Annotated in this window: 17 protein-coding genes and 1 pseudogene; 7 read left to right on the top strand and 11 right to left on the bottom strand. The window is 64.9% G+C overall.

What is annotated here, in order from left to right; all coding sequences use genetic code 11:
- Positions 1-69: 69 nt before the first annotated feature.
- Together JDV09_RS10675 and JDV09_RS10670 are read left to right on the top strand one after the other, a co-directional pair.
- Positions 70-225: pseudogene (locus JDV09_RS10675) on the top strand (type II toxin-antitoxin system Phd/YefM family antitoxin); the annotation flags it as partial.
- Positions 226-317: 92 nt separating this feature from the next.
- A complete protein-coding gene (locus JDV09_RS10670; protein WP_221369100.1) occupies positions 318-716 on the top strand; it encodes a type II toxin-antitoxin system VapC family toxin in 399 nt (132 codons plus the stop codon).
- Positions 717-789: 73 nt separating this feature from the next.
- On the opposite strand, the gene JDV09_RS10665 is transcribed toward JDV09_RS10670, so the two are convergent.
- The 9 genes from JDV09_RS10665 to JDV09_RS10625 form a co-directional block, all read right to left on the bottom strand.
- On the bottom strand, positions 790-1,794 hold the full coding sequence (locus tag JDV09_RS10665; RefSeq protein ID WP_221369099.1) for a hypothetical protein: 1,005 nt from the start codon (positions 1,792-1,794) through the stop codon (positions 790-792).
- 40 nt (positions 1,795-1,834) lie between these two features.
- Entirely contained in the window at positions 1,835-2,950 is a 1,116-nt protein-coding gene (locus JDV09_RS10660; protein ID WP_221369098.1) for a plasmid pRiA4b ORF-3 family protein, read from the bottom strand.
- A 70-nt stretch (positions 2,951-3,020) separates the two neighbouring features.
- Positions 3,021-3,449 (bottom strand): type II toxin-antitoxin system VapC family toxin, encoded by a 429-nt coding sequence (locus JDV09_RS10655; protein WP_221369097.1) that lies wholly within the window; start codon positions 3,447-3,449, stop codon positions 3,021-3,023.
- Positions 3,446-3,697: a FitA-like ribbon-helix-helix domain-containing protein gene (locus tag JDV09_RS10650; RefSeq protein WP_221369096.1), complete on the bottom strand. Its 252-nt coding sequence runs from the start codon at positions 3,695-3,697 to the stop codon at positions 3,446-3,448. The genes JDV09_RS10655 and JDV09_RS10650 overlap by 4 nt, the downstream gene beginning before the upstream one ends.
- Before the next feature lie 141 nt (positions 3,698-3,838).
- Positions 3,839-4,312 carry a DUF4262 domain-containing protein gene (locus JDV09_RS10645; protein WP_221369095.1) on the bottom strand — a complete coding sequence of 158 codons (474 nt, stop codon included), beginning with the start codon at positions 4,310-4,312 and terminating at the stop codon, positions 3,839-3,841.
- A 139-nt stretch (positions 4,313-4,451) separates the two neighbouring features.
- Positions 4,452-4,742, bottom strand: coding sequence for a type II toxin-antitoxin system RelB family anti-toxin (locus JDV09_RS10640; RefSeq protein ID WP_221369094.1), 291 nt, complete (start codon positions 4,740-4,742; stop codon positions 4,452-4,454).
- Positions 4,743-5,237: 495 nt separating this feature from the next.
- Entirely contained in the window at positions 5,238-5,423 is a 186-nt protein-coding gene (locus tag JDV09_RS10635) for a hypothetical protein (RefSeq protein WP_221369093.1), read from the bottom strand.
- A 234-nt stretch (positions 5,424-5,657) separates the two neighbouring features.
- Positions 5,658-7,322, bottom strand: a complete 1,665-nt coding sequence (locus tag JDV09_RS10630; RefSeq protein WP_221369092.1) for an SLC13 family permease — start codon at positions 7,320-7,322, stop codon at positions 5,658-5,660.
- Positions 7,323-7,555: 233 nt separating this feature from the next.
- Positions 7,556-8,734, bottom strand: a complete 1,179-nt coding sequence (locus JDV09_RS10625) for a hypothetical protein (protein ID WP_221369091.1) — start codon at positions 8,732-8,734, stop codon at positions 7,556-7,558.
- A gap of 1,087 nt (positions 8,735-9,821) precedes the next feature.
- On the opposite strand from JDV09_RS10625, the gene JDV09_RS10620 reads away from it, so the two are divergent.
- The 3 genes from JDV09_RS10620 (at position 9,822) to JDV09_RS10610 (ending at position 21,340) form a co-directional block, all read left to right on the top strand.
- The gene (locus tag JDV09_RS10620; protein ID WP_221369090.1) at positions 9,822-13,139 is read left to right on the top strand and encodes a hypothetical protein; all 3,318 of its coding nucleotides are present in this window, start codon (positions 9,822-9,824) and stop codon (positions 13,137-13,139) included.
- A complete protein-coding gene (locus JDV09_RS10615; protein WP_221369089.1) occupies positions 13,136-18,142 on the top strand; it encodes a DEAD/DEAH box helicase family protein in 5,007 nt (1,668 codons plus the stop codon). The genes JDV09_RS10620 and JDV09_RS10615 overlap by 4 nt, the downstream gene beginning before the upstream one ends.
- Positions 18,143-18,739: 597 nt before the next feature.
- Positions 18,740-21,340, top strand: a complete 2,601-nt coding sequence (locus JDV09_RS10610) for a helicase-related protein (protein ID WP_308124088.1) — start codon at positions 18,740-18,742, stop codon at positions 21,338-21,340.
- A 58-nt stretch (positions 21,341-21,398) separates the two neighbouring features.
- Here the strand turns inward: JDV09_RS10610 and JDV09_RS10605 are convergent, their stop codons facing one another.
- Positions 21,399-21,575: a hypothetical protein gene (locus JDV09_RS10605; RefSeq protein ID WP_221369088.1), complete on the bottom strand. Its 177-nt coding sequence runs from the start codon at positions 21,573-21,575 to the stop codon at positions 21,399-21,401.
- A gap of 54 nt (positions 21,576-21,629) precedes the next feature.
- On the opposite strand from JDV09_RS10605, the gene JDV09_RS10600 reads away from it, so the two are divergent.
- Together JDV09_RS10600 and JDV09_RS10595 are read left to right on the top strand one after the other, a co-directional pair.
- Positions 21,630-22,301, top strand: a complete 672-nt coding sequence (locus tag JDV09_RS10600) for a hypothetical protein (protein ID WP_221369087.1) — start codon at positions 21,630-21,632, stop codon at positions 22,299-22,301.
- Positions 22,302-24,515 carry a 3'-5' exonuclease gene (locus JDV09_RS10595; protein WP_221369086.1) on the top strand — a complete coding sequence of 738 codons (2,214 nt, stop codon included), beginning with the start codon at positions 22,302-22,304 and terminating at the stop codon, positions 24,513-24,515. It begins immediately after the preceding gene.
- A gap of 13 nt (positions 24,516-24,528) precedes the next feature.
- Here JDV09_RS10595 and JDV09_RS10590 read toward each other — a convergent pair whose 3' ends face one another.
- On the bottom strand, positions 24,529-24,765 hold the full coding sequence (locus JDV09_RS10590; protein WP_221369085.1) for a hypothetical protein: 237 nt from the start codon (positions 24,763-24,765) through the stop codon (positions 24,529-24,531).
- Positions 24,766-24,964 lie beyond the last annotated feature (199 nt).

Genomic DNA, 24,964 nt, shown 5'->3' with positions numbered 1-24,964 from the left:
TGGCCGTGGCTCCCAGCCCCCGACGAACAACGTAGATAATGGTAGACAATTTCGGGCTATCCTGCCGACATGAAGTCGATCTCCGTCGGTGAGCTGCGCCAGAACCCCGCCGCGATGATCGCCGATCTCGAAGACGGCGAGCCGTATGCGCTGACCCGGCACAACCGCCGCATCGGCACCATCGTTCCCGCCGTCTCATCGGCGATTCTCATTCCCCGGAAATCGAACGGGCCCGCACATACCCGCACCATCGCCAGGCACGAGCTCACCACGGCGGCAACGATCGACGAACTCCTCGACGAGGTAAAGGGCTCGTGGTGAGCTTCCACTACCTCGACAGCTCGGTCGCGGTCCGGATCATGCTGGGCCATTCGGGCTCCGCGGCCCAATGGTTCGACAGCACCACCGGCCAAGACGGCGAGCGCGTCGTGTCCTCGCGCATCCTCCGGACCGAGATCACCCGCGTTCTGCGGAGTGAAGGCCTGCCGGTCGCTGACCGGGACCAGATCCTGGATTACGTCGACACCATTGCGCTGGACCACGCCGTGCTCCAGGAAGCGGAAGCGATCATTCCGCACGTCCGAACTCTCGATGCCATTCATCTCGCGTCGGCGCTGCGCTCCGGCCTCGAGGATCTCGTCATCGTCACGCACGACGCCACCATGAAGACGGTGGCGTCGGCAATCGGGTTCCGCATCAACGACCCGGTGGAATAGCTTCTGCACCTTCATCTTCGACGCCGGGCAGGCGTCGCGCTCCTCTCCGGGTTCCGGTCCGCAGAGTCGAGGCTCAGCCACCGAACTGCTCGGCGATCGCCCGGTTCGATTCGTGGATGTGGCCGTGGCTGACCAGCCTGATGTCCAGGCCTGCGTGCTCGACATTCCGCACCGCGCGCACGATGGCGTCGTCGATCCAGGCGTCGGCGTTGCCGAACGCGCCACCGCCCACCCGGGTCAGCAGCACAATGTTCGACGGGCGGGCGACCGCCGCCAGCAGCGTCGCCTCGTAGGCCGCCTCGAGGATCACCCGCGCGAAGGCCTCCCACGACGAGGTCCGGCCACCGCCGTAGGAGACCGGCAGTGCGGAGCAGAAGGCCTGCGACACCTTGGGGCGCTTGCCGTTCCGCACATCGGTGACGTCGACGCCTTGATGGAGGCCGATCGCCAGCTGGGCGCGCAGCGCGTCGCGCAGGTCCTCGCCGCCGTCGGACAGCAGCCGGGTGATCGCCGACAGTCCGGTCTCGGTGCACAACGCGTATCCGTTGCACATCTCCCAGAGCTCCGACACCGGACGGTCGAGGTGCGCGGACAATGCGTGACCGATGTGGGCCAACCCGTCGAGCTGGCGGTCCCGCGTCTGGCCCTGCTCATCCCCGATCGGGACGAAGTAGTTGCGGTAGATGGTGGCCGCGCCGGCGGCGATCGCGCACGCCGGGCCCTGGGTGTGGTCGTCGCGGTAGCGGGTCACCCCGTGCTCGGGGGTGACGCTGGGCCCCGTCATCTCCAGCAGGTTGAACTGCGACGCGACCTGAAACATCGCCCCGTCGAGTTCGGGGTCGGCATGCAGGGCGCGGGCATCGCCGGCGACGCAGCGCACGGTGCTGCGCGGGCCGTCGCGGATGTCGGTCTGCGCGCGCAGGGTGGCCAGCGTCGGCAGCGTCAGCGTGCCGATACCGTAGTGCTTTCCGTTGATGGTCGACACCAGCTGCTCGTCGTCGACGCGCAGCCGGCGCCGGGTGTCGTCGTAGTCCGTCTCCCGGAAGCCGGTGAGGGCCTCGAACCAATCGTGCTGCACCGCCCGATAGTCGCACGGGGGTCCGACATTGAGCCTGTCGTCACCCGCCGCCGGCGGTCCAGACCTCGGCGAGCATGGCGGCGCGGGGCAGCAGGGACAGCGCCGAGGGGCCTGTGGCCCATTCGCGCCAATTGGTGCCGTCGATCAGATCGAGCCCCCTCATGATCCGTCCCTCTTGGGCGATCGCCGTCCGCACAGCCTGCACGTCGATGGGTTGCCCGCCGCGCTGCCAGCCATAACCGAGGTGCTGATACACCTGCGGCGCAAGCTCTTCCAGCGGAAGCGGTCCGTGTGCGGCGAGCACCCCGATGGTCAGTTCGGTGATCGTCGTGTCGAAGCTGTTGGGCTCGAACCACGACCTGAGCCGGCGGACGACGTCGAGGTCGTCGCCGGCGGCGCGGGTGGGGGTGAGCACCCCGTGGCGCAGCCGCAGTAACCCGACCTCGCGAAGCACGTCGTGCAGCGCCCCCAGCGGGGGCAGGTCGTCCTCGATGGACGCGGGGCGGCCAAGCGGATACCAGTGCGGACGGTGCTCCTGCATGCTGCGCACCACCGTCCGCGGCAGCCGCCCACCGGGAGTGAGTTTCACCCCGCCGGCAAGCATGTCGAGCAGCAGTCGCACGCTCTCGGGCACCTCGCCGACCACCCGCCGCACCCGCTGATCGGTGGCGGCGCGGTCGAAGGGCTGCAACCGGTTACCCACCCAGCTGCGCATGTGTTCGTGCTCGGGGTGGGCCGGGTCGGCGAGCACGTCGAGCAGCTCGGTGTACCCGCCGGGTCCGCCGCAGTCTTCGGGTGGACAGGCGCCATGGCCGTCCACGCAGCCCGGCGCCGGGCCGCCGGGCCCGAGCACCTCCACGTGGTGGGTCCACCCGTCGCCGAAGTCGTAGAGATACTCGAATTCGGTGCCGAGATCGGCCAGCCGCGCGCCGGTTTCGTCGCGTTCATCCTCGGGCCACGTCTCCACGCCGGGGATCACCATCCCGTAGGTCGCCTGCGGTGTGACGAACTGGTGCAGATGCGAGTCGGTCCACCCGATGGCGGCCTGCAGCAGCTCGTGCAGCTCCGGAAGCGTCGCCGACGCGGGCACGTCGATCACCCGGTCGACCGCCGGCTCGACGTAGCGCAACACCACCTGCAGGCGCACGGTCTTCACCGGTGCACCTCCTGGTCGGCGGATGTCGTTGCCGCGCAGCACCTGGTCAGCGACGCAAATATGTGTCGCGTCAATTCTGACCCTGATGCCATGGGTCGATGACGGGGATTCCGGCCGCGGCGAATGCCACGGTGTCACAAGTTGCCACCGCCATCCGGTTCGCGGCTGCCGTCGCCGCGATGTATCCGTCGGCGGTGCCGATCGCCAGTCCTGCCGAGCGGGCTCGCGACATGGTGTCTGCATATGCCTGCGATGCGGCAAGGTCGAATGACAGGACGCGCCCGATGAACAGCGGGAGGACGCGGCTTTCCATGCTCTCGTGTAGCCGGTCTCTCCGTTTGCCGGTGGGAAGGCAAGCGACGCCGAAGCGCAATTCGGCCACGGTCACTGCGGACAGGTAGAGGGTCTCGAGCGGTTGCGCGTCGATCCAGTCGACTACTACCGGGTCAGGAGCCTTGCGCAGCGGCTCTGAGATGACGTTGGTGTCGACAAGGATCATTTCAGCTCGAGCGGCTCAGCCGGGCTCTTGTCGCGCTGCTCGAATACCGTGAGCTCCTCATCGGTCAACTTGGTCCGCCCGCCGATGTCGGCCAGTAGCGACCCCAGCTTGATGCGCCCTTCGGGTTTGACGGCCTCTTCGAGAATGGCACGCACCTCGGCCTCGGTGCTACGGCCGTGTTGCGCGGCGCGCATCCGGAGGGCGCGGTGCACTTCATCTGGCAAGTTTCGGACTGTGAGGATCGGCAACTTCGTACCGCCTATCTGTAGTCGTTGCAGTCATAGTATCTATATGCAGTCAGATTGTCCGCAGTCTTTCCACGACGACGGGTCGAACCTGCCGACCGGTCGTGGGACCTGCGCTTTCGCTCGGGCGGAACCGGTGGCTCCTCACGCCGCGCGCCGGCTGCGGATACCGAGCACCGGTTGCCGGCGCCGACCGTGGCCCCACCCACGGTCCCAAGGCCAGCGACCCACGTCGTCGGCCCAGACCAGCTGATATGCACGGATTTTCGGACCGTAGATGCCGGCAGCGAACTTCAGGTGCACGATCGGGTGTTCGACCTCGACGACCTCGAGGAGAAACCTGTTTCCGTAGGCGATGCGCTCGGCGGGGTGTAGGACCATGCTCCCGTCGACCATGTGACGGCCGGTCAGGTTCAGGAGTTTCGCCGACATCTGCGCCTGCAACCCGGTGACCAACAACTCCGGCAGGCCCCTGTCGTGCAGGCCCACGGTGTAGGCGAACGGTCGTCGCTCTTCCTCGACGAACTGCACGGCCCAACCGTGCTCGCGGATGGTTTCTCGCAGGACGTCGAGGTAGTCGTCGGTGGTCTTCTCGGGGTTATCGCATTGCCAGCACATGGCGGCACCCTTCTGTCGTAGTTACCTACAGGCTGCGCTCAGCCACCGACAGGAACGGCACCACTCTTCTTCCCCGGAACCTGATATCGCTGGAGATATCAGATCAGAACAGCCCGGTCGATCGCTGTCACCAAATTCCTCACGCACGGACGTCAGGTGCGGTACCCGCGCCGACGACCGTGAGTTCCAGGTCTGCGCCGACGGCGTGCGCATAACGGAGCAACGTCGACAACTTCGGATCGCTGGTTTGGTTCTCGAACTTCGAAATCACGCTGCGGTGCACACCGATGGCATCCGCGACTTGCGAAGCGGACAACCCGCGTGCCTCGCGGGTGGCTTTGAGGTCACGGATGACGCGCCGCAGGTCGCGGGTCAGCTTAGCGGCCCGTCGTGACGCGTCTGACACGGCCGGGGCGGTTGTGTTCGCCATGGGTACTCCTCACTGCTTGTTGCACTCTAATGCAACACTAAGTGGGTCGCTACTGGTCGTCAATGGCCGGATGGAGTAGCCGCAGACGCGGAACCAGTACTTGGTGTATTCCAGCGTCTTACGGATCTGATCGCGTTGCTTGACTGTCGGCAATCTGTCAATCCACGTCCACATGCGAGCGAGGCGCCAGCCCCCATGTCCCTTGCGCGGAGAGACGCGGGACGTAGGATCGCACCGTTCCCGGGATTCGGTATCGCAGGAGATATCAGATCGGGAGAACAGCCCTGTCGATGGTCCTCAGGAGCCGCCCGGCTCAGGACTATTGCCGTACCGCCGCGGGTCGACGTGGGGAGTTTCTCCCTTGGCGGGAGGCGGAACTGGGGTTTCCGACACCCGGTATCTGTGCTCGTCGGGTATATCGGACAGGTGCTCGGGTAGACCGTCGCGAGGAGCGCCGAACCACCAGATGGTGTGGGTGTCTCCTGGGCCACGGAACTACGACGGTTGGTTTTCCTCGAAGTCGAGCAGGTAGTAGTAGCGGGCCGCCTCGTCCTCATCCGGCCAGGGCCCGGGGTCGATGATGGACTTGGCGGTGTCGCGGGCCAGCCCCCAGACCCGCCCCGAAGGACGCGCGGTGTAGACGAGGTGGATCACTGTCCCGGTGGTCCAGGCATGAGACACGAGATAAGGCCCGTGGCCCTCGGCATTGGCATTATCGATGCGCTGCAGCAGCTTCCGCAGCACAGTCTCGGCGAGCTGCTGACCGGCGCTGACGTCAGACCCTTACACATAGCCTCATTGTCGCCCGAGCGGAACGACCGCCGTGGCGGGAATTCCTCGCGACGGGGCCCGCGGATGCGTTCAGGCTGCGTCCACGGCGGCCCCCACTCGAACTTCTCCGCCCTGAGTGCAGTGTCAACGCAAGGAGAGCAGGCCCCACCCGACCAGGAACACGGTGACCAGGCAGACCAGGATCAGCGGGATCCCGAAGCGGACGAAGGTCGCGGTGCTGTAGCCGCCCGGTTTCATCACCATCAGATTGGACTGGTGGCTGAACGGGTTGATGAACGTGAACGAGATGCACGTGCCGATCAGCGTCAGCAGCAGGACCGGATCCAGCCCGGTGGTCTCGGCGATGGTCAGTGCCACCGGGGTGAGGATGGCCGCGGCGGCGGCGTTGGAGACGATGTTGGTCAGGACCGCGGTGCCGGCCGCGATGACGAGCACCACCAGCGCGGTCGAGCCGGTGGACAGCGACAGGATCGCCGAGGAGATCATGTCGCCGAGACCGCTGTTGACGACGATGACGCCCAGGCCCACGGACCCGGCGATGATCGCCAGGATGTTCCAGTTCAAGGCCCGCACCGCCGAGCGGGGGGTGAGCACTCCGGTGACGACCATCAGGGTGGCTCCGGTAACCGCGATCAGCTCGATGGGGGCGAGGTTGAGCGCGGCGGAGGTGACGACGCCGAGCAGGATGGTCAGCGCGATCCAGGTCTTGCGGGTCTGCGGGGCCTTGCCGGCGACCTTCTGCCACAGCCCGACGAGCGGGTTGTCGACCAGCTTGTCGACCGAGCTGGCGGTGACCAGGCACATTTCGCCGGGCCGGGCGGTGGTGTCGCGCAGCAGTTTCGTGGTCTGGGCGGCGATGACCTGGATGGTGTCGTCGGCTTCGAGGTCGCGGACGGTCTTCTGCTCGTCGGTGGAGATGGACACCATGTAGAGGTCCTGGGGCGCCTGGCCGAAGCGGGGGCTGGCCCACAGCGTACGCACGCCGGATTCGGTGGCGCGGTAGACCAGCACGTCGCCGGGCTGCATCGGCGCGTCTGCGTCGATCGGTTCGCCCCAGCGCTGGATCTCGAGCAGTGCGAAGTCCGGGGTTTCTGCGACGCCGAGCGCGGCGGCGGTGCGACCGATGGCGTTGCAGTGGCGCGCGACGGGGATCTCGGCGCGCCAGTCCAGCGTCCTCTCCTTGTGCTTGGTGGTGCCGTGCAGCATCCGCCGGGCCAGGATGAACAGCACCGCCCAGCCGACGAGGGCGACCGGCACCGCGATCGGCACGAAGCTGAACATGGTCAGCTCGACGCCGGCCGGGCCGGCGATGCCGGCGATGAGCAGGTTCGAGCTGGTGCCGATCAGCGTGGCCGAGCCGGCCAGCGTGGTGGCGTGCGCGACGGGCAGCAGGATGGCGCGGGCCGGGACGCCGGACTGGCGTTCGAGTTCCTTGGCGGCGGGGATGAGCATCGCGACGATCGGGGTGGTGTTGATCAGCGCTGAGGCGACGCCGACCGGCGGGATGAGCCGGGCCAGGGCCTGGCGCGCGGTGCTGACTCCGTTGAGTAGTCGGTAGGTGACGCGGGTGATGACGCCGGTGTAGAGCACCCCCTTGGCGATGACGAGCATCGCGGCGATGGTAATGACGCCGCCGTTGGACAGTCCGGCGAACAGCTCGGCCGGGGTGGCGATGCCGGCCAGCCCGGCCACCACCAGGGCGCAGATCAGTGCCAAAACCGCCGGTTGGCGGCCGGTGGTCATGACGATCAGCGTCACGACGACGATCACCGCGGCCAGGATGGTCATGGGGAGACGGTAGCGGGGGGTCGGGACCGGAGGAGTCCGGTTGCGGCCGAGAGACCATCACAACCATGCTGCCATCGCGCGCGATCGTCGGGCGCCGGCAGTCGGATCGTCTCGGGGTGTCTGCCGCCGCGGCGATTGGTTCGAAACGTCCTATCGATGACGTGGCCCGGGGCGGTGCCTTTTCGGTGACGGAACGTGACCGATGGCGGTGTTGTCAGCTTCGAAGATGGGTATCACTGCGGGATCGTCCATTCCCAGCTGCCATCCTCGGGAAATGGCTGAAATACCAACTCGCCTAAGCGGTATCGGGTGTCTAGCACGATTTGGAACCAGTATTTGGAGTTCACGGCAAACGTGTCGGGTGGATCATGGCGGCTGCACAGACTTCCGTTCAACGTGTCAACATGCGGCTCGGTATAGCCGTCGGGTCCGACCACCCGCCAGTTCTCGGCGTCGAACATGCCGGACCAGCTAGCGACAATCGGGTCAGCATGGGTGTGTGCGGCGATATCGATGACGATGAACGTACCGTTCATCGGCGCTGCAGAGGTGCTGGTGCACGAGTCGATGGTGATATCGGCAACTACGAAGTCGAGCACCGGTCCATCAGGGCCAACAAGTACTGCTTGTTCGCCGATCTCCTTTAGCAATGGTTCGTGGGTTGCGCCTGGCGGCGTCGTTGTTGGGGTGCGGGACGTAGGTGGCTGGCTCGGGGTAGGCGCGGATGCCTGAGACGGGGCCAACGGGGCCAGGTTGAGCACATGTTTCGATTCACTTGAGGTGAATTCGTCCCAGGAGTAATAGGTGTAGAGGCCGAGCGCCAATAGCGCAACCGAAACCAGGGCGAAGTAGACGTCAGCCAAGCTGCTGGCTACCTGACCTCCAGCAACCTTGATAGAGGTGCACACCTCCGAGGTGACAACCCACGACGTGAGCCACAGCACTGCAGACCCTGCGGCGACCACCCAAAGGCCCCATCCCACCTGCGCAGCCAGCTGCGTTCCGAACATGTCGAGGGCTGGCCCCGACCGCACGCGAATGATGAAAATCAGCGCGATGACGAAACTGGTCGCGGCGACCACGGGAATCAAACCGGTCAGGAGCACTATTAGCCACGGGGTGCGCCCTTCGCGGCCTAAGTTGAGCTGCACAAACAGTACGAAGGCGCTGATGCCGCTGATCGTCAGTGTGCCTCCCCAACCTGAATTGAGGTTGATTTCGAACCCACTCGCGTTCAACGCCAGAAAGCTAGCCCACGGACCGAGGCTGCCAACGAAGACCGCGACGCTCGCGACCAAGGCCGTGATGAGGTTCGGCCAATAAGATGGGCCGAAGCTGGTCGGGGACGTCCTGGGCTGTTCGTCACCGCTCTGCGGATCATCCAACGGATCGCGGGGCGAGTAGTAGACCATCAGGTTCGCTTAGTGGTCTGCGACGAAGCCGTGGCGGCAAGAAGCGAAGCCAAGGGCTATCACTCCTTGTCACGATGGGCGTGCGCGCTCGACTCGCGGTACGCCGGTCCTGGTAACCATTGCCACTCCACAATCGACCCCATTCTGCCGTCTGACTAGGGACTTTTGACCCAGATGATCCCGGCTCTTCGACTGCAGGTACGCCGAACGAATACGGAAGGCCGACGATGCCGACATAACTCGGGAGGCAATGTCGCCGAATGCGGGTTGCGCTGTGTCCGCCAGGTGGTGCGGTACACACTGTGAGTTCCCGAAACGGACAGACATTTTCGCCTGCACGCAGGTGTACTACTTCGGGTGGGCAATCTGGTCGATCGGTCTACATCGATCTGCCACGCGCGATCGATAGCGCAAAAGGCCCTCCAGGTTCCCTCGGGGCCGCACCTAGATCAAGACCATGGACCGATGTGCGCACCAGTTCAACGAACCTCTACAGATGCGAGTCACGCGACGTGGCCGGGGTCCAGCCTGCCCGAGTGCTCGCAATCAAGTATGGGCGGTATCGGCTTACTCCAGCTGACTACGGTAAACAGGGATTGTGAAAACATCCCAGCCGTGCGCTGCTAGCTCCCACGAGTGCGTCGTGTCGAAGAAGTTCGTGACCGGAGTGGCAGGGCCGTCAAGGATGGCTCGAGCGTCGAGCTTGGGGGACGGATCGACGGTTTGCGGGTAGGTCACTGTATCGTTGCGCTCCCGCCTCTTGCCACGACCGTGGCTGCGTCGATGGGAACGGCGCAAGCTCGTGCACCGCACCCGTGGGATGGCCGAGGGCTACGGACTATTCGGGTTAGCGGATCCTGTCGACTTCGCAGCAGGGGAGCCTGCCGGAACGGCAGCAGTGCCATCCGTGCCGGGCTCCTCTGGCCCAGGGACGAAGGGGTGCGGCTCCCGTCTGGTGACTTGTCGGTTGCTCTGGTGCTCGCGCCGTCTGTCGGTAGGCTGTGCGACTCTGTTCGGCTCACTCGACAACGCATCGAGTACCGCACAAAGGAGAGTCTGAAGATGCAGTCAACACCGGTGGCGAGTGATGTCTGAGCCCACACCAAACCGGAAAGTCTCGTCAGCCGAACTGCTAGAAATTCGCGAGCGACAGTGGCGTCCGCGCGCACAAGCCAGCTCGCTCGCGGCGGAAACGTTCGACGACATTCCCGCTCGCCGGCGAGAGCAGACCCTGGTGGCGTATGGCCGGCTGCAGGAGAAGCTTGGTCCCGGCCCGGCTCGGGACCGGTTGTTCAGGCGGTACCCGGCCGTTCATGTGCTGGCGACGGCTGGCGTTGCTGCCGATCACTACGAGCGCGGAACTTTTTGGCCGAAGTTGACGGCCATCCTCAACATCGTCCCGGATCCCGAATTTCAGCGGGACTGGGGCGAGGCTTTTCTCGACAATCTTCGGAAACTGGGTTTACCTACTTTCGAAAATGAGGGTGACGCGGGCACGCGATACGTCGGGCGTATCCTGCTCCACGCCGGCATTCCCACCTACTGCCTCGGGGATTTTTTCCGGATCATGGCGTGGAAACGCAGCACTGCCCCGGGGCTTACTCCGGCAGAATTTGTGTCCTGGGCGGCCTCCAAGGCTGCCGGGTCGGGCTTCGCCAATGTCGACATGCCGGTGCAGCGATTTGTCCGCTATGGCGATGAATTCGCGGTGGATGTCGCAGACCGCTCATTTGAATTGCTTGATGCCGTAGCAACGGGATCCTCCGCGGAAGACGTTCTGCTGCCGCGGCGCTTCTGGGATGTCGCGCAGCAGCTCCATGATCAGCGCGGGATCGACCCCGTCGCCCTGCCGGGACTGGGAAACCAGACCGGGACGGTGCGGCCTCGGCTCGTGGTCGACCCATTCGGGCAAGGCTTGCTGCTGCGACTGCCACCCGTGGGGGACGCACCTGACGGGCAAGCGGTCTGGATCGTCACTCTCGACGAGGACGTGCAGCGCGTGGCCACCGAGTCATTGTGGCCCGGGTCGACCGAACCGGCCCCGCAAACCGACGTGGCTATCGGCAAACCGGTGCGGTCGGCTTCTGTCGCTCTTGCCGGCCGCGAACATTTGCAGCTGCCCCTGAGCGTGCTGGACGACAAGGACCCGCTGCTTGTGTTCGGTGACGATTACGAGCTCATCCCGCGTGGGCTGCCCTTGCCGGCGGGCAGGGTATGGCTGCTATTTCCTGGAGATCCCGAGTCACTGCGCGCGGCTGGAGCGGTCAAGGTTGTCTCTGAAAGCCCGCTGCCGCCGCGGTGGGCTGGTTTCTGCCTGGTGTATGCCGACTTGTCGGACGCGACCTCGGTTTCGGTGGGGGGCAGTACGCGACCTGTAAGGAAATTCGAAGCGGCCCAGATCGAAGCGTCACCCGCGGTTCAGGGTGTTCGCACCAGCACTGGACTGCCGGTGTTGGCCGAATTGCCTCGCATTCGAATCCCGGAAAGCATGACCAACGCGGACTGGGACGTCACCCTGCATGACAGTGCCGGACACGTGATCGCTCGACACCGGGTGTCTGGCTCAGCTGACCCAGACAGGCTATGGGACGGTGTTCCGCGCCCGCTTGTCGGCAACTACACAGTTCGGGTGCGCGGGCCGTGGGGTCGGGGCGCCAGCCGAACATTCACAGTCGTTGAGGGCCTGGCGGTCACCTTCACGCCCGGATGGCGTCGCTTCATTCCGATGGGACTGCAGCCCTGTGTTGCGCGCATTTCGACGGCTGACGGTGTCGAGCTGACCAGGACCGAAGTTGACTTTGATGAGCGCAAGCGGGAGTTTGTCTTGCGCGCCGGTGCGCATTCGCAGTACTGCTCGCTCGCCATCACCCCGCCGCACATGACTGTTGCCTATCAAGCGGCAGACTCCGCAATCAGCCCGTCGGTCCGGCCGCTCTCGCTGGTTCGCGAGGATGTACAGGATCGCCCGGGGGAGCTGGTCCTCGATATCGGTGCAGCAGCCGAACCAACGTTGCACATGATTTCCAACAACCGAGTGGTTCAGACTCTCGCTGCCCGGTCAGGACGGGCCGGAATGTTCCGCTTCAACTTGGCTGAGATTGTCGACACGCTGCGGGAGTGTCCGCAGGCCATCCTGGCGTTGAGCGATGATGGGCAGCTCGTGGTCGCAACTCTTCGGCCGCGGACCTTGTTCACTGGCATCGAGCTCGACGGCGACGCACTGGTGCTGGAGAACTGCGCGCCAATCGAGGGCCTCAATGCCTACTTGTTCGCTGCCCGGGCGCCGTGGCGAGAGCCGGCTTGCGTGCCGGTGATCGACGGTCGAGTGAAATTGCCTGGCTGGCTGAACAATTCAGGTCCGATTCGGGTACTGGCGCGCATTGAAGATCCGTGGGTGCCGCTTCCTGTCCCGGGTTGGCCGAAGCCGGGGCAGTCGACCCTGGTCGAGGCAGACGGATGGGTCACCGACGGTGATGCGGAAGAGACCGCCATCTCCATGTTCCTGGCGGGCGAGGCGCAGGAATCCGTCGAGGTCATCGACTTCGTCCGGTTGTGGACCGTACGGGCACTGCTCCCGGGGTTGGGACTGGGCGACCGAATCTCTGACATTGCAGAGGCAATCGAGACCGAGGTCTATGGCAATCCGGCTGAGGCGCTTTCGGCGCTGACCGGGTCGGAGGCACCCAGCGACGCCATCCCATCCCTGATGGTTCGATCGTCTCTGGCCTGGGCCAACCTAGTTGATGCGCACAAGAGCTCGGCTCCCCCCTGGACGAAGCGAGGAGCGCTGCCCGCCGCGTTGCTGTCAGCCGCCGACTCGCTGTGGTCGGACGAGGAGATCGAAGCCGCGATCAGTGTCTGCGGCGACGCCGTCAATGGACTCTTGGACGGCGAGGACCCCTATGCGGCGGCCGGCCGGATCGATGACTCTGCCGAGTTGTTGGACCAGAACCCAGCGCTTCGCGACCAGTTCATCCATGCCGCACGCCTGGTGCCCCAGGGGTTGCTCTCGGCCGACTCCCGTGTTCTTGCCGCGATGGACCTGGTCGCCGAACGTCGTGATCCGCGCCTGGAATGGCTCGTGCGGCACGCGCGAAGCGTGCTTCGAGAGGCGGAAAGACTCATCCGGATGATCGGTGATCCGGCAACCCAAAAGGCATTCGATGCCCGGCGTCATCCCGCGAGAACCGACGGCTGGCGCGTGCTTCCCGAGATCTCGATGGCGTTCGCCCTCGCGGCGCGGCATGCTTCCCGTAGCAATGCGGAGGCAGTCAAATGGCTTATCCGAGAACAACGACCATGGACGAGCCTAGCAGAGGTAGCTCCTCAGCTCGTCACCATCGATTTGATCATTGCCGAGTTGATTGTTGGGCGCCGTGAAGGGGAAGTCGAGGCTTCGGAATGAGTTCTAGTATTGATGCGGTCGCGACGTCAGCAACTATCAAGGCGACATATCGTCGCTATCTGTCGTCGCTGCTCGCTGTCCGCGACCCCAAAATTGATGCAGCGCTGCGGGAAGCGATCGACGGCACCGACATGCTCGACAAGGGACCCTATCTGGAAGCTACGCCGCCGTATGCGTCGGGCAAGCAGGTGCGGGAACTCATATCGGAAGGTGTTCTGGCAGAGGGTTTCACAGACCTTGCGAGTAACGCGCTGCCTCTGGACCGACCACTGTATGTGCATCAGGAGCAGTCGATCCGGAAGGTCGCGTCGGGACGAAATATCGTTGTGGCCACCGGCACTGGTTCCGGTAAGACCGAGTCGTTCCTTATCCCAATTCTCGACGCCTTGGTCCGTGAGCGGGAACAGGGGACTCTGGGGTCCGGAGTGCGAGCACTCCTGCTGTACCCGATGAACGCTTTGGCGAACGACCAGATGAAGCGTCTGCGCAGGTTGCTAGCCAACTATCCCGACATCACCTTCGGCCGCTACACGGGCGAGACGGAGCCGGATCCGCTCAAAGCGCGCCAAGCGTTTGCGGAGCTCAACATTGATGAGCCACTCCTGGCCAACGAGATGCTGAGTCGGCAAGAGATTCGTGATCGCCCCCCACACCTGCTGCTGACCAACTACGCGATGCTCGAATACCTCCTGCTGCGTCCACAAGACATGGAGCTGTTCGGCACCGGCGCGGAGTCGAAATGGCGATTCGTCGTTGTCGACGAGGCACACGTCTACGACGGCACCCAGGGCGCTGAGATTGCGATGCTGCTGCGGCGCGTTCGGGACCGGGTAGCACCGGATCGAGCGATTCAGTGCATTGCGACGTCTGCGACGGTCGGGAGCGACTCCGATCCAACTGCCGTAACGCGATTCGCGTCGAACCTGTTTGGCCAAACCTTCGAGTGGTGTGAGGGCGAGACCAGCCGTCAAGACATCGTGATGGCGCAGCGGGTCGAAGCGCCTGCCGGGCCGTATTGGGGGCCGCTGTCCGCAGCCGAGTATCAGCGAATCGCGTGTGACCCCGACCCGGGCGCGGCACTGCTGGACACGGCGCGAAGCGCGGGCTGGGCGCGGGCCGGTGGCGGCGAGACGACAGCCGCGACGGCGCTTTCCCATGAAAGCTCACTGGCAACCATGCGTTCGACCCTGGCCAAGGGCCCCCAAACCTTCGAGAACGTCGCTTCGGCCACATTCGGAGACTCGACAGGCGCCGCTGCTGGCCTGGCGGCGATGGTGGATCTGGCCAGCTCGCTTCGAGAAGCCGATGGGACGACACCGTTGTCCGCGCGCTATCACCTGTTCCTTCGGGCAACCGAGGGTGCGTTCACCTGCCTGTCGCCGACGGGGCCGCACGTGCATCTCGCCAGGCACTCCGTCTGCACAGACTGCGACGCCCCGGTCTTTGAGATCGGCTCCTGCAAAAGGTGCGGAGCAGTCCATGTGTACGGCACGCCAACACAAGAAAACGGTGTGCTGTACTTGCGGCCGCGAAAGGCCGCCAGCAAGGGAATCTGGCTTGTCCTCGGAGATCACGACGGGCTCACCGATGAGGATGAAACCGCGGTTGTCGACGACGGTACTGAGGTATCTGGTGACGGAGCGAAGCTCTGCACCCGCTGCGGCGCGCTCGCAGAGGCCGACGTACAAGGCTGCCCCGGCTGCGGGGCAGCCGACATGCGGCCGGTGCGCAAACTCAAACAGCGCGGCGAGGAAGTTGCCGGATGTCTGGTCTGCGGAGCCCGTGGCGCGGGCACGGTCCGAATCTTCGAAACTGGGTCCGATGCTAGCGGTGCGGTCATCACGACCGCCCTCTACCAGAATGTCCCTGTAGCCGATGATTCGCATGGCGCGCTGTCGCCGGGCGAGGGTCGAAAGTTACTGGCGTTCAGCGATAGTCGGCAGGCCGCTGCCTATTTTGCGCCCTACCTCGAGGACTCCTATTCGCGACTACAGCGACGCAGGCTGATTTCTCAGGGCATGCTGGCTGCCCGCGCCGATGAGGAGCCGGTGGGTATCGAAGACATCGTGTTCAAGACGCGTTCGAAAGCGGCTGCGGTCAAGCACTTCCCCGGCCGTATGACGGCTCAGCAGCAGAGCCGGATGGTTGCACCCTGGGTGATGGCCGAAGTTTTGGCCATGGACGACCGCCAATCGCTCGAAGGCTTGGGACTGGTCAGCATCAGCCTGTACCGCGATCCACGCTGGCGCGCGCCGGCTCCGCTACTGCAGCTGGGGCTTTCCGAAGAGGAAGCGTGGGCTTTCCTTCAGGAGTTGGTGCGAACCCTGCGGCAGCAGGGGGCCGTAACTATGCCGGAAGATGTTGCGCCGAACGACGAGATCTTCGCACCGCGACTGGGGCCGATCCGTGTTCGCCGCGAGGCCCCGGAAGCGATCCGCAAGGTGCTGGCGTGGCTGCCCGGGCGCGGGACCAACCGCCGCGTCGACTACACCCGGCGAGTCCTCGCGGCCCTTCAAAGCGACGTGGATGCGGAAACCTTCCTGACAGGCATCTGGGATTTCCTGACCAGGAAGGAAACCCCGGTGGACTGGCTCAAGTCGTCCACCGAGCCTGGTCTTGGGCAGATACAGCAGATCGACCATGAGTGCTTGCGGCTCAGTTGGGTGAACGACAACTCCCCGGTCTATCAGTGTGGGATCTGCCGACGTACGGCGCCGTTCTCGGTCCGCGGAGTTTGTCCTGCGTTGGGCTGCGAGGGCCAACTTGAGGCTTTCGTGCCGCCACCGCCGGAGCGGGATCGCGACCACTACCGCACGCTGTACCGCTCGATGAACGCCGTGCCCCTGTCGGTCAAGGAACACACCGCGCAGTGGGTCAGTACGGAGGCAGCGACGATTCAGCACAGCTTTGTCCGAGGTGAGATCAACGCGCTGTCGTGTTCGACAACATTCGAACTCGGCGTTGACGTTGGTGAATTGCAGGCGGTGATGCTGCGCAATATGCCCCCCAGCACGGCCAACTACTTGCAGCGCGCAGGCCGAGCCGGGCGCCGGGCCGGCGCAGCGGCGCTGGTCGTGACTTACGCGATGCGGCGGTCGCACGACCTCACGAGGTTCAACGAGCCCGAGGTCATGATTGCGGGGCAAGTGCGCGCGCCATACGTTCCGCTCACCAATGCGCGTATCGATCGCAGGCACGCGCATTCGGTGGCGATAGCCGCTTTCTTCCGTTGGCTGTTCGAGACGTCGGGCCGGATTGACCGCAAGGCTGGTGAGTTCCTCCTCCACCAGGACGGCAACGAGCCGTCAGTCGGCTTGGTGAAGAACTTCTTGACACCGGTGCCGGCGCAGGTGGCCGAAGCGCTGAAGAGGATTCTTCCCGAAGATGTGGCGGCGGAACTGGATTTGTCCTCTGGCAGGTGGGCTCAGGATTTGATCGAGTTGTTGGAGACCGTGAGATGTGAACTCGACGAGGATGTCGAGATCATGAAAGAGCTGGAGAACAAGGCCTCCGGCGACGGCAAGCACTCCCTGGCTCAGCGCTACCAGAAAGTCGGTAACACCCTGCGTAAGCGCGACTTGATCGGATACTTGGCAAATCGAAATGTGCTGCCGAAGTACGGTTTCCCGGTCGACTCGGTGGAGCTGCGGACCGACTTCGGTATCGGCAAGTCGAAGGGTGGACTGCTCGACCTCAGCCGTGACCTCTCGCAGGCGATCTACGAATACGCTCCCGATGCGCAGATCGTGGCGGGCGGAAGCCTCTGGGTGTCGCGCGGCATCTACCGACTACCTGGGCGCGAGCTACAGGAGTACCTCTACCAGGTGTGCAGGCGCTGCGGCGGGTTCAGATACGGAATCGAGTCGGTAGACGAGCAGTGTCAGCACTGCGGAGAAGTGGCTCAGTCAGCCCCTCGGACCATCACGATCCCCGAGTTCGGATTCGTGTCGGAGCCCGAGCCGGGCAAGCCCGGTCCCCGGCCACCGCAACGCTCGTGGAGTGGTGCGGTTCATGTACTTGCGCAGCCTCCCGAATCTCGCAGCTACACCAAGCAGATGGGTGGCGGATCCATCGTCGTCAACGTCGGACCGCGTGGGCGTCTGGTAGCCCTGGCTGACGGCCCCAGCAAGATGGGCTTCTGGGTGTGCGACTGGTGCGGCCACGGATCGTCACGACTGTTCAATCCAAAGAAACCGCCCAAGCACAACCATCTGCTGAAGAACTCGCCGTGCACGGGTCCGCAGCGACTGCTCGACCTCGGCCACGTCTACGAGACGGATCTGCTTTCGCTCGACGTCAATGTGTTCGGGATTCATGGCACCTATGCCGCCTGGCTATCGGCGATGTATGCCCTCGTTGAGGCTGCCTCGGAGACTCTGGAGATCGCCCGCGACGACATCGGGGGATCGTTGACTCCGGCCGGTGCGGATCGGTGGGCGCTGACGCTGTTCGACGCCGTTCCCGGCGGAGCCGGACACGTGCTGCAGGTTGAGCAGAATCTGGAGCGCGTGTTGAAGGTGGCGCTCAAACGGGTCAGCGAGTGCGAGTGCGGACCAGAGACCTCGTGCTACGGGTGCCTGCGCAGCTATCAGAACCAGCGTGATCACGACGACCTGTCGAGGGGAGCTGCTGAGCAGGTCCTCCGAAGGCTGATCGATCACACGGGGCCCGCCGATATGGCGTCCATGCCAGATCCCCAGGTCGACCTGCCGCCGGCATCGTTGCCCGCGGGATGGGAACGGCTCTACTCGGGCGCCTTCGGAACGGAACGAGAGATGCTTGTCGCCCTCGCCGACGGAGGCGCTGCGCGGCCCGAGCTCGGGTTCGAGAGCGCCGGTGGCATCCCGATCAGCCTTGCCTGGCCGGACCGGTTCGTCGCTGCCGATCACGGCCTGGAGGCCGCCGACCGAACGGAACTGGAGGCTGAGGGTTGGACGGTCCTCCCGCTTGCTGGACTGCTTGCAAGCAACAGCCCGGTGTTGGCGACGAGCGCCGCGCGCTAGGGGAATGCTGGTGCGATCAAGCTGCTCTGGATATGGTCACGGGAAGGGTTGACTCGGGGGTGGTTCAAACGGCACAGCGGGAACCAGGCGTTGCCTAGGTATCGGTTTCGATGGTCGAATTTGCCGGGTGAGTTCCTCGGCGAGCTCTGCCAGAGCCTGTTCGTGGACTGCGCGGGCTTCCAGCCGGCCGAAGTGCTCGAGGACGCGTACGGGGCTCGGCCGAAGGAAGACTTCCTAGTAGAGGCCTGGGACGTCCTGCGCGAAGGTTGGCTGCTGCACGACCACGATTCGCGCGGCCGTGTCGTGGAGGCCATCCGGTCCGTTCGCCACGAGGATGGCCAGATCACCAACCGCAGGGCGCAAATGGAGTATCTGCGCGGGCTCAGCAATGCGAAGAACCTGCGAGCCGTCGTGCTCGAGGTCTTCATCGACCGCGGCGAAATGGAACCCGAACCAGTCCCAGAACCCGTACCGACACCGGGGCCGCCGGCCCCACCAAGCCCGAAGCCGCCAGAGCCACCTCACGGAGACGATGTGCCGAAAGACCGCTCGCCTGACCCGGACGAGCTCAACGTCGCACCGGGATCGGTGGTCGTCATCCGCGACGAGGAGTGGTTGGTCACCAAGGCCGAGCAGGGCGCCGACGGCTGGCTGGTGCACGTCCGCGGGTTGTCCGAACTGGTCGCTGACACCACTGCGGCGTTCTACTCCAGCCTCGACACCATCGAGGTGCAGGACCCCAAGGATGCGAACGTCGTCGCCGACGGCTCCTCGGGCTATCGGGACTCCCGGCTGTGGCTGGAGGCACTGCTACGTAAGACGCCGGTCCCGTATGGCGACCAGAACCTGACCGTGTCGACGCACATGCTCGCCGACGCGCTGGCCTACCAGCGGACGGCGGTGACCAAGGCGCTGGATCCGCAGCACATCCGGCCCCGCATCCTGATCGCCGACGCGGTCGGTCTGGGCAAGACGATTGAGATCGGCATGATCTTGTCGGAGCTGGTGCGACGCGGCCGCGGTGAACGCGTCCTGGTCGTCACCCCCAAGCATGTCCTGGAGCAGATGCAGCATGAGCTGTGGTGCCGGTTCGCGCTGCCCTTCGTCCGGCTGGACTCGGCCGGCATCCAGAAGGTCCGTCAGAAGCTGCCCGCGACGCGCAACCCGTTCACGTATTTCAAGCGGGCCATCATCTCGATCGACACCTTGAAGAGCCCGCGCTATAAGGCGCACCTGGAGCGCCAGCAGTGGGACGCGGTGGTCATCGACGAGTCGCACAACCTCACCAATACCGGCACCCAGAACAACGAGCTGGCCCGGGTGCTGGCCCCGAACACCGAGGCGCTGATCCTGGCGTCGGCGACCCCGCACAACGGCCGCGAGGAATCGTTCGCCGAGCTGCTGCGCCTGCTTGACCCCACGGTGGTGCAGCCCGACGGAACCTTCACCAAGGGCGACGTCGAGTCGCTGCTGATCCGGCGACACCGGCACAGCACCGATGTGGCCGCCGAGGTCGGCGGTGACTGGGCCGAACGCGCCGAGCCCGTACACCGCCTGGTGAAACCCTCGCCGGCCGAGGACGCGGTGGCCGCTGAACTGTCCCAAACCTGGTTGCATCCGCGCACCGGCAGTTCCCCCTACTCCGGGGACACCAAGGCGCTGTTCCCCTGGACATTGGCCAAGGCGTACCTGTCCTCGCCGGCGGCACTTGCCGAGTCAATCAAGCAGCGCCGCAACAAACTCGACGACGCCGACCCCGATCAGCGCAACGAGCTTGCCGCGCTGCACGCGCTCGACGAGCTCAACGACAAAGCCCGCACCGAGCAGGCCGGCAAGTTCGCTGCCTTGGTGGCACGCCTGAAAGAAATCGGTGTCGGCAAGGGGCAGCCGATGCGGGCGGTCGTGTTCGCCGAACGCATCGCCACCCTGACCTGGCTGCGCGAGCACCTGCCGAAGGCCACCGGCCTGAACCCGGACAACATCGCGATGCTGCACGGCGGGCTGTCCGATGTCGAACAGCAGGAGATCGTCGACAACTTCAAATTGGAGACCTCCCCGATCCGGGTGCTGGTCACCGGTGACGTCGCCTCCGAGGGGGTGAACCTACACGCCCAGTGCCATCACCTCATTCACTACGACATCCCGTGGAGCCTGATCCGCATCGAGCAGCGCAACGGCCGCATCGACCGTTACGGACAGAAGCACCCGCCGGTGATCTCGTCGCTGATCCTGGAACCGTCGGATCCGGAATTCTCCGGTGACCTGCGGGTGCTGTCCCGGCTGCTGGAACGGGAGAATCAGGCCCACTCGACCCTGGGCGATGTGGCGTCGCTGATGGGTAAGCACAGCGTCTCGGAGGAAGAAGACACCATCCGCGACGTGCTGGCCAAGGGCATGGACATCGACGCGGCGGTGCGCACCACCGACGAGGTCGCCGACGGTGACGACCTGGACGCGTTCTTCGCCCAGTTCGACGCGGTCGACGACACCCCACCGGTGTTGCCTGCGTCGGCGCGGCAGAGCCTCTACCCGAACGACCTCACCTTCCTCGACGAAGCGCTGCACGCCGCTTTTCACGACGTACCGCATGCGCCGGCCGAGCGCAACGGCGTCGGGTGGACGGTCAGCGCCGCGCACGGCATCGCCGAACTCACCCCACCGAGAGACCTGCGTCAACGGTTGGGGCAGTTGCCGCAGAACTACCTGCAACACGGCCGGGTGCTTGAACGACTCAAGCTCGCCACCAACGCCTCGGTGGGGGAGGCGCAACTGCGCATCGCGCGGCAAGGCAAGGGCGTCGACGGCACCACCTGGCCCGAAGCCCACTACCTCGGTCCGCTGCATCCGGTGCTGGACTGGGCCAGCGACCGGGCGCTGACCGCGTTGGGTCGCAACCAGGTGTTCGTCATCCGCGGTGACGTCGACGTCCCGACGGTGCTGTTAATGGGGACACTGACCAACAAACGGGGCCAGCTGATTTCGCGGGTATTCTCCACCGCGGTGTTCCCAAACCCGGCCAACCCCAACTTCTGCGTGGTGGAGACGCTGGAAAACCTCAGATTCCTGACCTCCGACACCGCGCTGAAACCCGGCTCGTCGAACCCTGGCCCGGTCGCCGACGTGGACCGCTACCGCGCGTACATCCCGGTTGCTCAAGCACCTTGCCCTGGAAGGACTCGCGTGGCGAGTCGGTGGTGAAGTAGTGCTCGCTGATCCAGTCCTCGCCGACGACGATCGAATCGTAAGAGGCCACTGTCTATCCCTCCTCGGCCGCGGCGACCGGAGTGCCGGCGTCGACGATCACCAGCAGTGGCCGCACCAACTGCTGGGTGGGTGCCAGCAGGTCCGCGCACGGTGTCGCGGCCTTCCTGGGCTTCGGCGTCCCACTGCTTGCGCAGCCGCCGGCATCGTCACCAGCCGCTTCCACGTCCAACCCGGGCTGCTGCGACTGCTGGCCAAAGACCCGGTCTCACAACTGCTGGAATTCGTGGTCGAACCCGACGTCGACGCCTGGCGGCACCTCAGCACCTGGATGCCGTATCTATTCGTTCGTCCAGACAACCGCGCACACTCCGACGTGGACGGCCTGTCCGCCGCCGCGATGGCAGCACTGGACGGGCAGGCGTCCTTCACCACGGACGGGACCGATGTGTGTTGGTCCTGGACCGACGGGGGAGTCACCCTCACCGCCGGGGTCCGCAGTACCGCCGACGTGCCGCGAGCTGTCCTCGCCGTCGACGACCGGGACTCGCAGGTGGGGGCTCTGGACGGCAAGGCCTGGAAGGAGTGGCTGCGAATGTCCAACTGGCTGGGGATCAGCGACCACAGCCGGGTCTGCACGCGGACGCTGCTCGCGGCGGCCCCGGCACCGGTGTCCGAGGGACCGACCGAGGCTGCGCTGTCCCCTGAGTGGCAGTCGCTCCTCGACGAGGCGGTGTCGGACACCGAACGTGAACTGATCCGCGCGTTAGCGGACTCGGGTGCCGCCGTACCGGTGCTCGGTTACGAAACCGAGGGTGGTGACGTCATCGACTTCGCTTGGGCCGATTCGCGCATCGGGGTGGTGCTCGACGGTCCGGCCGAGGCGGACGGCTGGACTCTGTGCCCGCCGGACCCCGCACAGATACTCGAGGCGTTGAAGATGAACGGAGTGGTATAGGTGGCGAATCTGGTTATCGCGTCCAACAGCAAGGGCATGTCCAAGTTGGACGGGTCGGTGAAGAACAAGGTCTACGACTTCTTCGAGAAGCTCAACGCTGACGACACGTCGCCCAAACTGCACATCGAACCCATGAAGAAGGCCGTCGATCCGCGGGTCCGCACCGGGCGCGTCGATCTGTACTGGCGGGCGATCCTGTTCCGCGTCGACGACAAGTCCGGCGGCACCACCTACATCTACATGGGTACCTGGCCCCACGACGATGCGATCAAGCTCGCCGAACGGGCAACCCTGCGGGTCAACCCGATCAACGGAACGCTCGAGGGGCTGATCGGGGAACCGCCCGAGGTCGCGGCTGACGATTCGCCGCCGCCTACTGTCGCCACCACTGAGCCTGAGGTCTCCTACCTTGCAGGTTTCGGGTACAGCTATGCGGATTTGGCCGAGGGATTGGGCATCGACCCGGCCCTCGCCGAGCGGGCCATGGTGGCGCCCGACGAATCCGCGCTGCTGGAGGTCGCCGCCAACGGATTGGAATGGGAAGGCAGCGCGCTTCTCGACCTGGCCACCGGGATCTCCATCGACACCATCCGAGACAAACACGGCTTCACCGAAACGCCGGTCGACACAACGCGTGACGACGATCAGCAGATCATCGAGGCGCTCGACCGGCCGGCATCGAAGATGCAGTTCGCGTTCATCGAAGATGATGAAGAACTGCGACGCGTGATCGAGGGCGGAGACTTCGCGGCCTGGCGGACTTTTTTGCATCCCGAGCAGCGCAAGTACGTCGAGTCGGATTACGGCGGCGCATTCCGGCTCTCCGGCGGCGCGGGCACCGGGAAGACCGTGGTGGCTATCCACCGTGCCCGCCGCCTGGCCCGCGATAACCCGGGCGCGCGGATCATCCTCACGACGTTCAACGCCACCCTCGCGCAGGGACTCAAGGCTGATCTGGTCGCGCTCGACCCCGCTGTTCGCGTCGCGGACAAGCCCGGCGACGTCGGCGTCTACGTCGGTGGTATCGATGCGCTCGGCCGGGCGGTGCTGGAACGCGCGCGCGATGTCGTGGCGGAGGCCGGCGAACGTGTTCTCGGCAGCGGCGCAACGGAGTTCAGCGCCAGGAGGACTTCGGGGGACACGGTGTGGCGTGAGGTTGCGCAAGGCGTCGACTCCGGGCTGGACCCCAAACTGGCGACACCGGCGTTCCTGGAGTCCGAGTACGTGGCAGTGGTTCTCGCCAACCGCATCACCACCCTCGAGCAATATGCGAAGGTCGCCCGCCCCGGCCGAGGAGTTCGGCTGAGCCGACCGGCGCGGATCGCGGTGTGGAAACTTGTCGAGGCGTTTCGGCGTCAGAGCCAAATGGATGAAACGCTGAGCTTCCCTGAGGTTCTCGCCCTGGCCGCCGAAGCCCTGCGGATCAAGACCGAGCGCGGCGGAACTTTCCTTTCCGATCACGTCCTCGTCGATGAGGCTCAGGACCTCCACGCTGCACACTGGGCGCTGCTGCGGGCGTTGGTGTCGGAAGGAGCCAACGATCTCTTCATTGCCGAAGACTCGCACCAGCGAATCTACGGCAGCCCTGTCATTCTGAGCCGTTTCGGCATCAAGATTGTCGGCCGGTCCCGCCGTTTGACGCTGAACTACCGGACCACCGCGCAGAATCTGCACTTCGCGGTCAGCGTGCTTGCCGGAGCGGAATACACCGATCTGGAACAGGGTGAAGAGACGACGGGTGAGTATCGATCGGCCCGTAACGGGCCTGCGCCCGAGTTGATTCCGTGCGTCGACATTGCTGAGGAATTGGACGTGGTGGCGGCGAAGGTCAAACAGTGGCTGGCCGACGATGCGGTAGAGCCCGAGAGTATCGCTGTGTTGACTCGAAGCCAGGACGAACGGGACCGCATCGTCCGCGGTCTCGGCGAACGGGGTGTGACAGCACGCGCCCTCGACAAGAGCGCGCCGACCCCTGGCCAACCCCTGGTGCTCACGATGCACCGGGCCAAAGGCATGGAATTCTCCCGCGTGGTGTTGGCAGGAGCCGACGACAAGCACGTTCCGTCGCCGGCCACACTTCGATCCGTACCGGAGGAAGAGCGCTCAGAGGCCATGCTTCGGGAGCGATCGCTGCTCTACGTCGCGAGCAGCCGGGCGCGGGATGCGCTTGTGGTTACGTGGAGTGGGAAGAAATCGGAGTTGTTGGGGGAGTGAAAGATTCTCGCGATCACAGATTGGGGAAGGTGGTTTTCAGAAGCTGGACGAGCACTTTCGCCATCTCCTCGTCGATCTGGATCGACTGACTGCTCTTCGGCTTCGACTGCCGGTTGTCGGATCCAAATGTGCTGAGGTGGAGGAGCCGATCCCCGTCCGCGGTTTGAACGACGTTGTAGAAGCAGTCGACCTCGGAGTCGTGAGGGCGAATAGCTTGGAGACCTTCACTTATCGAACGGATGCGCGCCACGATCCAAGATTCTACGAGAGGCATTGAGCCCTGTGTATGCAATCTCGCCTAGGGCGTGTCTCCGTAATATTCGCGCCTTGACCGGCGACGATTGTGACCGTGACGCGGATGGGTGTGATTTCTGATGGGTTCTGGTCGGCCGTCGAGTCGGTTATGCCCTCGGATGTAGGTAAGCGGGGCAACAGATTCAGCGATCACC

It is taken from the genome of Mycolicibacterium xanthum, from assembly GCF_019710635.1.
Lineage (GTDB): Bacteria > Actinomycetota > Actinomycetes > Mycobacteriales > Mycobacteriaceae > Mycobacterium > Mycobacterium xanthum.
Note: the sequence above shows the minus strand (reverse complement) of the source record. Positions and strands in the feature narration are given on the sequence as shown.